General features: G+C 31.7%; 13 protein-coding genes. 8 read left to right on the top strand and 5 right to left on the bottom strand.

What is annotated here, in order from left to right:
* Positions 1-127: 127 nt before the first annotated feature.
* From B7R65_RS06430 to B7R65_RS06420, 3 genes are all read right to left on the bottom strand, one after another.
* Positions 128-427 carry a hypothetical protein gene (locus tag B7R65_RS06430; protein WP_088041949.1) on the bottom strand — a complete coding sequence of 100 codons (300 nt, stop codon included), beginning with the start codon at positions 425-427 and terminating at the stop codon, positions 128-130.
* Positions 428-612: 185 nt separating this feature from the next.
* Positions 613-2,355: an ABC transporter ATP-binding protein gene (locus B7R65_RS06425; RefSeq protein WP_088041948.1), complete on the bottom strand. Its 1,743-nt coding sequence runs from the start codon at positions 2,353-2,355 to the stop codon at positions 613-615.
* A gap of 411 nt (positions 2,356-2,766) precedes the next feature.
* The gene (locus B7R65_RS06420; RefSeq protein ID WP_088041947.1) at positions 2,767-3,000 is read right to left on the bottom strand and encodes a hypothetical protein; all 234 of its coding nucleotides are present in this window, start codon (positions 2,998-3,000) and stop codon (positions 2,767-2,769) included.
* Positions 3,001-3,311: 311 nt separating this feature from the next.
* On the opposite strand from B7R65_RS06420, the gene B7R65_RS06415 reads away from it, so the two are divergent.
* The 4 genes from B7R65_RS06415 (at position 3,312) to B7R65_RS06400 (ending at position 8,431) form a co-directional block, all read left to right on the top strand.
* Complete coding sequence (locus B7R65_RS06415; RefSeq protein WP_088041946.1) at positions 3,312-4,607, top strand: MFS transporter; 1,296 nt, start codon at positions 3,312-3,314, stop codon at positions 4,605-4,607.
* A 229-nt stretch (positions 4,608-4,836) separates the two neighbouring features.
* Positions 4,837-6,882, top strand: a complete 2,046-nt coding sequence (locus B7R65_RS06410; RefSeq protein ID WP_088041945.1) for a hypothetical protein — start codon at positions 4,837-4,839, stop codon at positions 6,880-6,882.
* A gap of 239 nt (positions 6,883-7,121) precedes the next feature.
* Positions 7,122-7,316, top strand: coding sequence for a hypothetical protein (locus tag B7R65_RS06405; protein ID WP_088041944.1), 195 nt, complete (start codon positions 7,122-7,124; stop codon positions 7,314-7,316).
* Between the two features lie 446 nt (positions 7,317-7,762).
* A complete protein-coding gene (locus tag B7R65_RS06400; RefSeq protein ID WP_088041943.1) occupies positions 7,763-8,431 on the top strand; it encodes a hypothetical protein in 669 nt (222 codons plus the stop codon).
* Positions 8,432-8,446: 15 nt separating this feature from the next.
* On the opposite strand, the gene B7R65_RS21255 is transcribed toward B7R65_RS06400, so the two are convergent.
* Positions 8,447-8,605 carry a hypothetical protein gene (locus B7R65_RS21255; RefSeq protein ID WP_218780403.1) on the bottom strand — a complete coding sequence of 53 codons (159 nt, stop codon included), beginning with the start codon at positions 8,603-8,605 and terminating at the stop codon, positions 8,447-8,449.
* 162 nt (positions 8,606-8,767) lie between these two features.
* On the opposite strand from B7R65_RS21255, the gene B7R65_RS06395 reads away from it, so the two are divergent.
* Positions 8,768-8,944, top strand: a complete 177-nt coding sequence (locus B7R65_RS06395) for a YozD family protein (protein ID WP_088041942.1) — start codon at positions 8,768-8,770, stop codon at positions 8,942-8,944.
* A 96-nt stretch (positions 8,945-9,040) separates the two neighbouring features.
* Positions 9,041-9,664, top strand: coding sequence for a phosphatase PAP2 family protein (locus B7R65_RS06390; RefSeq protein WP_088041941.1), 624 nt, complete (start codon positions 9,041-9,043; stop codon positions 9,662-9,664).
* Between the two features lie 35 nt (positions 9,665-9,699).
* Here B7R65_RS06390 and B7R65_RS06385 read toward each other — a convergent pair whose 3' ends face one another.
* Positions 9,700-10,017, bottom strand: coding sequence for a thioredoxin family protein (locus B7R65_RS06385; protein ID WP_088041940.1), 318 nt, complete (start codon positions 10,015-10,017; stop codon positions 9,700-9,702).
* A gap of 171 nt (positions 10,018-10,188) precedes the next feature.
* Between B7R65_RS06385 and B7R65_RS06380 the strand changes: the two genes are divergently transcribed.
* Together B7R65_RS06380 and B7R65_RS06375 are read left to right on the top strand one after the other, a co-directional pair.
* Positions 10,189-11,343 (top strand): exonuclease SbcCD subunit D, encoded by a 1,155-nt coding sequence (locus tag B7R65_RS06380; RefSeq protein WP_088041939.1) that lies wholly within the window; start codon positions 10,189-10,191, stop codon positions 11,341-11,343.
* 1 nt (position 11,344) lies between these two features.
* Positions 11,345-14,425, top strand: a complete 3,081-nt coding sequence (locus B7R65_RS06375; protein ID WP_088041938.1) for an AAA family ATPase — start codon at positions 11,345-11,347, stop codon at positions 14,423-14,425.
* Positions 14,426-14,576: the final 151 nt, after the last annotated feature.

The following is a 14,576-nucleotide window of genomic DNA, read 5'->3' as shown; positions in this document are numbered from 1 at the left end:
AATGAATAAGTTGAGGTCGTTTTAGTTTTGTGTAATTATTTATTTTAATGTTCAAGATTTCACTTTAACTGAGCATTTCATAAAAAAAGAACGGTTTAGAAACCGCTCTTTGTATTGATTTATTTAATTATTGATCAACGCCATCCTTAAAGTTTTTAATCCAGTTTTTATCCCCAACATGTTCAAAATCCTCAGTTGTGCGTTCTAATACTTCAATAAGTAACTTTTTTATATTATGAATATTATTATAAAACTCTTTTTCTTTTTCTAAATCAGGTTTAACATGAGCTGCTGCATTAATTGCACATTCATCACGAAACTTTTTCGCTTTCATGTCTAGCTCATCGAATACATGTTTAACGTATTTTACAACGTCTTTATGGTTTAATGTATTTCTTTCGTTTAATTCATCTAATTTGTTTGGCAAGTTAATGTCCTCCGTAATATTAAATTTAAAGATTAGTAGGTACAGTATACAAAAACAAAAAATAAAAATATTGAAAATTAAAAATTTTTAATTGAAAGTTAATTTTCTTTTATTCTTTTTATTGAGGTCCAATAAAAAAATCGGCCACTCCTTTAAAAAAGGGAGAGCCGAATTTTATTTAAAAATTATAATTGTAATTCAAATTGTTTTGAATAGAGTTGACCATAAACTCCTCCACTTGAAAGTAATTGATCGTGTGTTCCTTGCTCTACAATACCTTTTTCTGTTAAAACGATAATCCGTTCGGCATTGCGAATAGTTGAAAGGCGATGTGCTATCACGATCGTTGTTCTGCCTTTAGCTAAAGTTTCGAGTGAATCCTTTACAATGCTTTCGCTCTCATTATCTAGGGCGCTTGTTGCCTCATCTAATATGAGAACTGGTGGATTTTTTAGGAACACGCGCGCGATACTAAGTCGCTGTTTTTGACCACCAGAGAGTTTGACACCACGTTGACCAATCTCGGAATGGTATCCATTTGGCAAACTCATAATAAATTCATGTGCATTGGCATTCTTTGCTGCAGTGATAATTTCTTCTTCATTAGCTGATGGCTTACCGTAACGGATATTTTCGAGCACTGTACCTGAAAATAGGTAAACATCTTGCTGTACAAAACCTATATTTTTTCTTAATGACTCCAAATCGATATCACAAACGTTGATTCCGTCTAGTAATAAGTTTCCATCTATCACATCATAAAAGCGAGGGATGAGTGAGCATAATGTTGTTTTTCCCGCACCTGAAGGACCTACTAAAGCGATGTATTCCCCTGGATGAATATGAAGTGAAACATTAAACAATACATGTTCTAAATGCTCCTCGTAACGGAAGGAAACATGCTGAAACTTAAGTTCTCCTTGTACATCTGAAAGTATTAAGGCATCCGGTTTATTTTCGATTGCATGTTTAAGATTCATAATTTCCATGAATCGCTGGAATCCAGTGATTCCTTCTTGAAACTGCGTGCTCATATGAGTAAGTCGTTGAATTGGCTCAATCATAAAGCTAATATACAGTAAAAAAGTTATTAAGTCCGCTAAATCTAACGTATTGTTGACTATACTGGCACTTCCAAAGATAATAACCGTGATTGTAATCAATTGTAGAAATATTTCAACACCATTATAAAAGTATGCTTCGGCCTTATATGTTTTCTTGCGGCTTTCGAGGAAACGATTATTTTCACGATTAAAATGTTCAATCTCGACAAACTCGTTAGCAAACGATTTTACTTCCCTAATTCCTGATAGGCTATCCTCTACTTGCGCGTTTACTTCCCCAATCCGTTCCTTGTTTCTTCTTATTGCCTTGTTCAAAATTTTATTAAAAAACAAGGCAAAAACACCTAGGAAAGGTAAAAAACAAAAAACAGCTATCGTTAATGGTGCGTTTATAAAAAACAATATGAAAAATGCTCCAATAAATCGAACGAGATATTTGATATAGTCCTCTGGACCGTGATGATATAGCTCGGAAAGTAAAAGCAAGTCATTCGTAATTCGAGACATGAGCTGACCTGTTTTTTCTTTATCGTAAAAGCTAAATGACAACTTTTGCATATGGGCGAACAATTCGCTTCGCATATCACTTTCCATACATGCACCTACTTCATGACCTTTATAGTCCACGAAGTAGTTCGCTAAATTCTGAATCGCAACTAGAATTAGCATGATCCCACCTAGCCAATACACTTTACTTAGCGCAGTTGACAAGTCACCTTCAAGGACAACTTTCGTAATATACCGAACGAGCAATGGAAACACCAAAGTTAACCCAGAGACGATAAAAGCACATGCCAATACAGTAAGATACAATCTTAAATACGGTTTATAATAAGAAAAAAATTTTTTAATTGAAATTTTCATAAATTACCCCTTTTTTGTGTTAATTAACTAAACACATATAAGGGAATATAACGTTTATACTCTAATAAAGAGCTACACCCTTATATGATATTACTATTGGATTCGTTTGTTTTCTCATTTTTATTGCCTCCTTATTTTTTATTACTTCCATTTTATACATTTTTCGTTAAGTGAGAACTTTATATTTCTTGTATTCGATTTAATTGATTAGTTGAATTTAAACTTTATATTCTTCGAGTCGAATTGGAAGCTTAACTTTAACAAGCAAAATTCACACCTTTTCATGAGGAATAACTAGTTTTATTTATTTGTTGAGTAAAGCATCTTTCAATTAGGATGTATCTTTATTTCTAGAGGACAAACTCGAAATAAAGAAGTGATTACAGCTCTAAAAATAAAAATACTCCGTTTTCACTTATCAGAAGGATTAAACCAGGCGTTTGTCTCTTTTCCAAATAGTAGAGTCAATCCAATCACAAACGTAATGATGGGTACCCATAGTAAAAGTCCTTCAAAATTCACAAAATTTCCAGCCCCAATAGAATTTGCTATAGAAATTGCCGTACATAACGCATCGATAATGGGAATTGTAAAAAACATAATTAATGAAACAAGTACATAAATTGCGCCTATTGTCTTTTTCATTTGATCATCTCCTTAAATACTACTTATACAGATTAGTGAATAATCCCTTTTATTTTCTACTGTACATAGTTAGTAAAGAGTTCCTTATTCATATAATTAAAAAATGTGAGAAACTTTTTTAGGGATTTCAATAGACTACGAGAATTATATTTTTTATATACTGTTTGATTCATTTGTTACTTTTAAAAAAATTTTAAAAATAACTTCAAACAAAAAAAGTAAACAGTCTATATTTTATGTTACGATTAGGGAAAATCAGTGAGAGCTTGGTGTTTAAATTTAAGAAATCAATTTTAATAAGAAGGTGTTACATGGCAATGAAAGCGAACGAATTGAAGAAAAGTTACATAGATTCACAAGAAAAACAGAAAATGTTATATAAACGAACATTGTTGATTGTGAGTATTTCACAAATTTTTGGTGGAGCGGGTCTAGCTGCAGGGGTCACTGTCGGAGCACTTATTGCCCAACAAATGCTTGGAACAGACTCATTTACAGGATTGCCTGCTGCATTATTTACATTAGGCTCTGCATGTGGTGCTTTCATCGTCGGCAGACTTTCTCAAAGGTTTGGGCGACGTATGGGGCTAACTGCAGGTTTTATAACAGGGGGGATAGGTGCAATCAGTGTTGTAATTGCAACAATCACGAATAGTATTGTTCTTTTATTTTTATCCCTTTTGATTTACGGTGTAGGTACTGCGACCAATTTACAAGCTCGATATGCAGGGACAGATTTGGCAAATAAGAAGCAACGAGCGACAGCAATTAGTATCGCAATGGTTTCAACTACGTTCGGAGCAGTTGCAGGGCCAAACTTAGTAGGCGTAATGGGCCATTTTGCTCTTTCGATAGGTGTTCCAGCCCTTGCTGGTCCTTTCATCTTGTCAGCAGTTGCATTTATATTAGCCGGTCTAGTAATCAACATCATGCTTCGTCCAGATCCACTTATGATTGCAAGAATGATTGAATCATATAAGCAAGAACATGAGCATGAAGGTAAATTGGAAACGGTTGACTATTTAAAAAATAAAAGAGGTATTATTGTCGGTGGTACAATTATGGTTCTGACTCAAATTGTAATGGTTGCCATAATGACAATGACACCTGTTCACATGAAGCACCATGGACATGGACTAAATGAAGTAGGTATTGTGATTGGGTTTCATATTGGTTCGATGTACCTTCCTTCTTTAGTTACTGGAATCCTTGTTGATAAGATTGGACGAACAGCCATGTCCATTGCCGCAGGAGGTACATTGCTATTTGCCGGTGTGTTAGCAGCTTTAGCACCAAGTGATTCTATGGTTCTACTAGTCATAGCGCTTTCTTTACTTGGGTTAGGATGGAATTTTGGTTTGATCAGTGGAACAGCTCAAATTGTTGATTCAACAGATTCCTCATCACGCGCCAAAACACAAGGCTCAATGGATGTTTTTATAGCATTAGCTGGAGCTTCAGGTGGAGCAATGTCTGGCATGATTGTAGCAAATACAAGTTATGCAACATTAGCATTATCTGGTGGGATATTATCTTTGCTCCTAATACCAGTCGTGATATGGTCTCGTGGAGGTAGTAAAGAAAGTCAACGGGGATTGGATGTTTAAAAATAACAACTTTAAAACCTAGGACAGATGGTATCATTTAAATAATAGGAAAGAGGTTCTTCATTTGAAGAACCTCTTTTTTGCAGAAAAAGCGTTTTGTAATATTTTACCAATCAAAATTTTATTCTATTCAAAACTATTAAATTATTAATATGGTAGAATGACTTGTTGGGAAATATTTCTAATCAAATATTAATAATTTAGTTAATTCAACAAAGGGGAGATCACCATGAAAATCAGAAAGTTTGTCATTTATTTCTTAGTTTTTTTTCTAGTTAATGGAATTACAAGTAATATGAAAGCGGTTTCGGTTGTGCACGCAGAATCTAATCTATCAAATCATCCAGGGTTACTTAGCTCATCAATGAACACAAGTAATCAGTTACATTTAAACTACGTTATTTTTAACGGGAAAGACCATAATTCTATTCAAAACTTAAATACGAATAAATCAATTGATATTAAATCTAATCCATTATTTAATTATCCGAAGTTATCTACAACTGAACGATCTAGTTTTTTCTCACCATTTGACTATTTTTACTTTCAACACTATGTGTTTAAAGAGCACTTTCCAGGAAATCTCTTTACTTCTGCAGTAGCGGGAAATAAGTATTATAGTGCTGTTTATAGTGAAAATAAGAAAAATAAATATATTGTTTCTTGGAAAGTTACAGAAAATGTAAAACCATACAGTATAACTATTAAACTACCATTTAATATTAGTAGTATAGAAAGTATGATTTTTCAGCCATCTAGTAATAGTATACTTGCATTTGGAAATGGAAAAGGTTACAAAATAAATTTAGATACTGGTAAAATTAAGCAATCATTTTCAGCACTTAAGCATATTAAATCACTGGAACTTTCTCAGAATGGCAAATGGCTAATCGTTCTTACAAAGGATCAAAAGATACAAGTTTTAGACACAGTGCATTCATTTAAAGATGTTTCAAATTTAGAATTGAAAAAATATGTTTCAAACAATCAAATCAATAAAGTATATTTCGATAAAACGAATAAGCATATTTTTGTTCAAGTTCATAAGTCTGAACAAGAAGAAAGTTTATCTGTAATTAATTTCCCCAACTTTAAGATTATTGAAGAAATATCAAACATACATAAGCTGGAAATGAATGAAGATCGAACAATTTTACAACTAGATGATTCAGGTTCAAGTAATTTTTTCTCTACAGAGGGATTTTTCTCAGATTTTTCATTGATTAGAATTAATCCTTCAATTGTTAATGTCGAAAACAAGAATCCAATTAACCTAAAGGTCGAGGGTGTTAAGCAAGATGCTACAGTTGTTAACATACCTTTAAAAGATGTTACTTTCTCGGTAGCATATGATGATCCTTATGGTAAATACACTTTTAATCGATCAAAACAATTAATACCTAATGAGGCTGGTAATGCAACATTGATATCAACTTTTAAAGGAATGAAAGCTTTTTCTCCAATTAAACCTACTAATGATGGGGTAAAATTTCCAATTGAACTAGGGGATTTACCATTGAATAGTAAAGAGGTATATGGAAAAACACGTCCTAATTCAGTTGTAACAATTTCTTTAACAGAGCCAGGTACAGAAAATAAACTAATCAAAACCATGAAATCCAATGAAAAGGGTTTCTACTATTTAAAGTTAAATAAGCCTTTTGCTAAGAAATTCGAGGTACTAGCTCATGCCAAATACAGAATAGAAGAAGGGAACTCGAATCTACAAGAATTAATTTCGTACGAAGTTAACAAAAATAATCTAACTAAATCAAATGGATGGAAACCACTCATTAGTAATGTGAAAATAGATCCAATTACAGATTCTAGTCCGCTTGTAAAAGGACATACAGTACCATTTGCAACAGTTAACGTAAAATCTAAAACTAAAACATTTGTTGGAAAAGCGGACAAGTACGGAAATTTCATTTTAAATATTGGGAAAGTATCGATTGATAAAGCCGGGACAACTCTCAAAATATCTTTTACGAAAACAGGATATCTTCCAAGTAAAGTAAAATCAATTAAAGTTGTTAAAGATATTACTCCACCGACTGTAAAGTGGACTCAGATTGGCGAAACAATGATTGGGAAAACTGAGCCGTATACGATGGTGGAAATATTTAGTGGTACTAACCGAATGAAAAAGATAGCCTCTGATCGATATGGAAATATCCGAATATCGAAAGTATATTTTAGCCCTTATAATGAACTTTTCTATAGTGCAACAGATCGAAACGGAAACAAGACGTCATTTAAGTTTATTCAGTACTGAGTTTATAAATAATTCATCTAAATAGTTAAAGTTCTTCAATGCACTCCAATTGGGGTGCATTTTATTTTGAAGATTTATGAATGCAGATTAGACAGCTTTTTTTTATCCACTTTGATTCTGTTTATAGGCAGGATTGCTCAAGAAGTAAATTATAAAACCTATTAAAAAAGGAAATGTATTATTTACGTTGAAATATAACTTTGTGAAATAAAAGTATATTTTTTAGAAGGTGAAATTTAATGATTATTCCATTTCTATATATTGGATGGCTTTTTATACCATTTCTTTGTATTATTTTTTGTGTAAATCTTGTAGCAATCATGAAAAAAATAAAAAATGATGAAAAAACATCAAAAAATACTTTTTGGCTAACAATCTCTTTTACATTAATAATGTGGAGCATTGCAATAATTTCTTCTGCGAATGTTTATTGAACAGTGCGTGTTTAGTTTAATAAATGGAAAAGCAATTTATCTACATGGATTAGATTAAACAACAATGAACTAATTCTTTAATTAATTGTGGACTAGAATTGAAAAAAAAAATCGAGTCTTAGAAGAAATTCTATAGGCTCGATTTCTTTTTTTATTTTGAAATTGTAATCAAGCAATCTGAATAAATTGCAGACTAGCTAAAATGCATTTTCGATCACTCATTTCGGATATCGGTATTTTCTTACAATAGAATACAAACAATTATCATGGATATGAATCTACTAAGTATGAATTTATTTCAAATCTAAACGTTCTCTCTTATTCATACAAAATAGGCTATTCCCTTTTTTTATTTACGTTTAAAATGACAGACAATTCTATTTTGGTTGCATAGTATACAGTAAAAACGTATGAAGTCACGACGAATGAAGAAGGAGGATAAGAGGATGACAAAGAAAAAACAACCCAAATATAACGTAGATGATATTGTCGTGATAACGTTATATGGAACTGTCGGTAAAATAACAAATATTAAACTGATGGACGGCGTATTTGTTTATGAAGTGAATAATCATGACGGACTTTATGTGGAGAATACTTTACAGCTTCTCAATGAATATGATGGGAAAAAACTTGAGAAGGAATGGATAGAGGTTAATTATTCATTTTCTTTTGGAGATTTAGTTCAAGTGAATGGATATGAAAAAGAAATTTTTCGAATTGTAGGATATCGTACAGAGGTGTGGCGTTATAAAAATGACGCTTGGGAAGATACGATTTATGAATTAGCCAGAATTACAGATGGAGAATGGTTAGAAGCCGATGAAACGGACCTTACATTAATCGCAACAGCACAAACGGCAAATGCCATCTTGAAGAAACTTAGAAATGATAAAAACGGAATCACAAAATTAGATTTAGAGAAATTAAGGTCAATGAACGATTTTAACAAGAATCGTAATAAAACAACGAAGCAGGAAATTATAGATGGATTATTAGATATATATAATGATTATGCAGTGCTTTATTCGATTTTTCAGGACGAAGAATACAAAATTGTGATGGATCTAGTGCTAAAAAATTTAAATAAATTTTCTGAGAAGAAAACGAATTGAGAGACAGAGGAGATTCTACAGTAATTGTAGAATTAAATGAATCATAAAAGGTATGCCTATCCCTAATAAAATGAAAAAGATAATAGAAGTAAATTTTTCAACCGTTGCTTCAAAAAACTCTTCATTAAACATAATTTCTTTCATTTTTACATTTAAATTTGAATGCTTGTCCATTTTTATCATGAGTACCCGATCTCCTTTAACATGTTTTAATTGAATATATGCTTGTCATTTGTGTAATATGCTAAAGGTTACATATTATTAATTTTGGTGCTTGGAAAGGTTTTTTTCATATTTTCTCATTTTTCACATATTAACTAGTAAGGGGTGATGCTAGTGAAGGAAATTGAGGTAGTTATTGATACGGAAGAAATTGCGGAATTTTTCTATCAACAGCTCATTCAGCGTGGTTATGTACCAGAGGAAGAAGAAATTGAAGAATTAGCCGATATTACTTTTGAATACTTACTTGAAAAATGTATGATTGATGAAATTGATGATGATGACGAATAGTCATGAAAGTGGCGACGGGAAATCTCGTCGTTTTTCACTTTGTCTTTTAAATAGATAGGCAGCTTCTAATCGATCATTTTTTAGTCGGAGGAATGTATGAAAAAAAATAACTGGATAACAATTTTTACATCTATATTTTTGTTTTTTATTTTAGGATTACTCTATGATAGTCAAACTGTTAGGCACATTGATCATTCATCTTTTAAATTTTTTGAAATGATTCGAACCGATGCGTTAGATTCTTTTTGTTTATTTCTGAGGGATTTTGGGTCTTCTAAAATGTATTTAACGATTGCTGTCATCATTTTAATTTATTCAATTTTTCGAAAGAAAGCTTGGACAGGCATCTCCTTAATTATTACATTATTGACAGCGAGAGTGGTTGTTAATGTACTGAAGGGGATTTATGAGAGACCACGTCCAACTTCTATGTATTATGTTGAGCATGGATTTAGTTTTCCAAGTGGTCACGCTGTGATGGCTACTTGTTTCTTTTTAACAGTATGTTTTATCCTCATTGTTTTGGATGTTCGGTTGATAAAACAGAAAAGAATTCTTGAGATCACTGCGATCCTCATTATATTATTGATTTCGTTTAGCAGAGTTTATTTACATGTCCATCACCTGTCAGATATTATTGCAGGATGGTTCGTAGGGTATGCTTGGTATAGTATTTGTAAGAATACGTTTATCTTTTTACATGAAAAAAGACAAATATAAAAAAGGATGGTGTTTATACACCATCCTTTTGTTATTTATTCATATTGCGTTAAAAATTCTTCTACTTGTTCTGGTGTTTTAGCATTTGCACTGTGTAAATGACCTATTTTCTCACCATTTTTGAAAACAAGTAAGCTTGGAATGCCCATTACTTGCTGCTCACTAGCGATTTCTGGAAATTCATCGCGATCCATTGTATACCAAGTGAACGATGGGTGTTCTTCAATTACTTCCCCGATGAACGCATCTAAACGTGAACAATCAGGGCACCAAGTTGCATAAAATTTTACAACTGTTGCTTTCTCACTATTTGTTACTTCTTCATATTTTTTTACATCTACAATTTTCTCCATAATGGCCTCCTACTATGTTATAGCTCTATTTTGAATTATAATAACTAGTATTTCAAATAATTTAACCGCTATTAAACATTTTTAGAATTTATTTGGTTAAAAGCATACAAACGTTCGTATATTGATGTAAAATAGTACGTATAAAAAGATGAAAATAATGAGGTGTAATTGATGAAGTTCATTCATACTGCAGATTGGCACCTTGGTAAAATAGTACATGGTGTACATATGACTGATGATCAAAGTTATATAATGGAAGAATTTATTAATATCATTAAGGAAGAAAAGCCAGATGCTGTTGTTATTGCTGGTGATTTATACGATAAAAGTATTTCTCCAACTGAAGCAATTGAACTATTAAATGATGTATTCAAACGCATAGCTATCGATTTGAAAACGCCTATCCTTGCAATTGCCGGGAATCATGATAGTGCAGAACGTATTGAGTTTGGAAGCTCGTTTATGGAAAAAGAAGGTTTGTATATCGCAGGGAAATTTCAATCTCCATTTAAAAAAGTCATTTTTGAAGATGAACATGGTGAAGTGCATTTCTATTTAATACCTTATGCAGAGCCAAGTATTGTGAAATATATATTGAAAAATGAGGATATTCATTCACATGACGATGCGATGAGAGCAATAATTAATAAAATTAGGGACGAAGAGTTAGATACGAACGCTCGCAACGTATTTGTTGGACATGCATTTGTAACTAATAATGGGGAACCTTCTGATGAAGAAACAGAGGGGGAACGCACCTTATCAATCGGTGGTGCAGAATATGTGTCGCATCATAATTTTCATGAATTTAACTATACAGCACTAGGTCACTTACACAGAGCACATTATGTTGGAAATCAATCGATTCGTTATTCTGGTTCTCCATTGAAGTACTCCCTTTCAGAGGAAAATCACAAAAAAGGATGCTTTATTGTTGAGTTAAAAAATGAAAATGAAATAACTGTTGTGAAACGTGATTTTCATCCAAAGCGTGACTTGCGCTCAATTGAAGGAACCATTGAAGAAATAAGAAATCAACCGGTAAATGAAGACTATGTATTTGTAAAATTAACTGATGAACATATGGTCGTACAACCAATGGAGCAAATTAGAACCGTTTATCCGAATGCAATGCATGTTAGTCGAAAACGTAAAACACAACTAATCGATTCAGAAATAAATCGTAAGTCAGTTGAAAAACAGTCCAAGAACCAACTTGAGTTATTTCAATCATTTTATAAAGAAATGACGAATGAAGAGTTAAGTAGAGACGATGAAGAATTCATGAAAGAATTACTTTTAGAAACATTTGTAAAGGAGGATTAAAATGAGACCATTACAAGTTATAATGCATGCATTTGGACCTTATAAGGACAGAGTAAATGTTGATTTTAATGCATTAAATGAAAAAGGATTATTTGCGATTACTGGTCCAACTGGAGCGGGTAAAACAACTATATTTGATGGGATTTGTTTTGCTTTATATGGTGAAGCAAGTGGTGAAAATAGAAATGATCAATCATTATTGCGAAGCCACTTTGCGGACGATGAAATCTATACGAGTGTTGAGTTAACTTTTGAACTAAAGGGGAAGCAATACAATATTTTCAGACAAAAGGGACACCAAAAGAAGCAAAATAAAGGGATAACTGGAGATAAGATTGAGTTTTATAAAATCGAAAATGAAGAAAAAGTACCTTATTGCCAGGAGTTTAATAAAACAACGATTGTAAATAAAAAAGTCGAAGAACTATTAGGTATTAATGCAGACCAATTTAAACAAATCGTGCTTTTGCCACAAGGTGAGTTTAGAAAACTATTAGTATCGGATACGAAAGAAAAAGAAGAAATATTACGTAAAATTTTTAAAACCGAATTATATGACAAAGTAAAAGATAAAATTGGTATTGCCAGATCTAATATGGAGAATAGTTTTCGAAATCTAAAACAAAAAATAGTCATTAAATTAGAAGCTGTCGAAGGACTTTTACAAGAAAAAGGAATTAACATCACTGAGGACGCGCAAATCAATCTTCATATAGTTAAAGATTTATTGAATGAAAAGATTACAAATGTAAATCAAGAATTGAAGCAGCTTGAAGAAAGTGAATTGAATCTAAAAGAACTATTAGAAACCCAAAAACAAAAACTGTTTACAGCTGAAACACATAATAAAAATATTAAGAGATTGCAAGAAATTAATGAATTATTAGCACTCTTAAAAGATCAAGAAGTTTTAACGGAAGAGAAGAAAATAAAGTTACAGTTTGCAAGTCGAGCTGAAAAAGTTTTACCTTTTAAAACAGAAGTTGATAAACTAAAAAACAACTATAAACTGACTAATGAAAAATTAGCGATAGAAACTGAAAACTTACAAAAGATTCTTCAAGAACTTAATACTATTTCACTTGAAGTTGCTGCCTTACCTGATAAAAAGAAAATATTACTAAATTTAGAGAATCATTATACTAATTTATTGGCATTAAAAGAAAGTATTGAAAGTTTTCGATCGAATGAAGCTCAGCTTGTTTTAAAAAATGAACAATTTAATCGAGTGACAAATGAGGAAAAAAGTTTACAATCTGATTTAAAACAAGTGAATGAAGAATACAATCAACTTAAAAATGATTTAGCACAGTATGAAGGAACTTATGAACAATGGGCGGAAACAACTTTATTAAAACAACAGGTTCATCAAAAAGGAACTTTCGCCAAACGAATTGTGTTAGGAAAAAATGAGTTTGATCAGAAACGAAATGATTATCAATCAAATCATGTAAACATTGAAAGATTACAAACAAAGCTGTCAAAAATTGAACATGAAATGGTGCAACAGAAAGCAGCTTACTTAGCAAAAGATTTAAATGAAAATCAAGAGTGTCCAGTATGTGGAAGTACTCATCATCCTACTCTTGCAAAATTTATTGGATCAGTAAATGAAGAAGATGCAATAAAGCTTAAAGAAGAAGTTACACTACTTCAAAATCAACTCGCAACTAAATTAGGTGAGTTAAAAAGCTTAGAAAGTACAAATCAACAAAATGAGCAGTCTTTTATTGAGGAATACGGACAATTTGATTTTTCAAAAGAGGGACTAATTGATTTAGGAAATGATTTTAAACAAATAGAATCAAATCTTAAGTTACTTACTGAGAAGAAAGAGACTTTAGAAAGAATTCAACAATCGATAAAAAATAAGGAACAGTTAGTAACGGAATTAACGAATAAATTAACTGGAAAAATTAAAGAAGTTACTGATTGTACAAATGACTTAAACGAGTTAAAACTTAAAATTGTTCAAATTGAATCGAAGCTACCTGAATCAATTAGGACGTATGAACAATGGCAAGTAGAAATGAATGATTGTGAAAGAAACAGTAAAAGTCTTCGAGCTGAAATTGTAAAAATTGAAGAATATCATAAAGCTCTTTCAGAACAAAAAACAATAAAAGAAACAACATGTGCACATCTAGAACAGGATTTAACAAGATTATCTGGTGAAATCGAAAAAGCGAAAGTTCAATATGAAGATAAATTAAAGGAAAATCAATTTTATGTTGAAAATGATTTTATTCAAGCAAAAGAATTTATTCCATCGATCGAACAATTACGTAATGAAATAACTTTATTTGAAGAAAACAATCAAAGACTAAACACGGAAAAGGAACTACTTCAGAATCAAGTCACTTCTACTGAACTAATTGATGAAGAAGAAATTAAAGTTAAACTACAGGAAATCAATCTACGAGTTGATAATAGCCTAAATGAGATCATTCGCTTACAAGAATTAAATAAACGACTGATCCAATTAAATGATGAACTACAAATATATCAAGAAGAGTTTGTTAAAAAAGAAAAATTATTAGCCGGTTTAAATGATCTATATAAAGTTACGAAAGGCGATAATGATAAAATGATATCATTTGAGCGTTATGTTTTATTAGATTATTTTGAGCAAATAATTGAATCTGCCAACATTCGCTTGGACCATTTATCAAATGGCCAATTCCAACTGCAGAGAAAAGAGACAGTTGAAAAAGGTAGAAAACAAAGTGGGTTAGGTTTAGAAGTTTACGATTCGTATACAGGTTTAGCACGTGATGTTAAAACGCTATCTGGTGGAGAACAGTTTAACGCCTCACTTTGCTTAGCCCTTGGCATGGCAGATATTATTCAAGCACATCAAGGTGGTGTCTCAATCGATACATTATTTATCGATGAAGGATTCGGTTCATTAGATGAAGAGTTATTATCGAAAGCAATTGACACACTCATCCAACTACAAAAATCAGGTCGCCTAATTGGAGTAATATCCCACGTTCAAGATGTAAAAGATGCAATGCCAGCTGTAATCGAAGTGCATAAAACAAATCATGGTTTTTCAGAGATTTCGATATTGATTAAATAGTGTGATCTTCGAAAACATTTGGTAATCAATTCTTTATCATTTGGAAGGTAAAAATTATGGAGGGACAAATTCTTTCATTGAATTTGTCCCTTTTAGTTATGTATTGTTTAGTAAACTTCTTCAACTATATGGTGAAATGAATATAACTATT

This window comes from Bacillus sp. EAC (genome assembly GCF_002156875.1).
Taxonomy (GTDB): Bacteria; Bacillota; Bacilli; order Bacillales; family Bacillaceae_G; genus Gottfriedia.
This window is presented reverse-complemented; position numbering and strand designations above follow the sequence as displayed.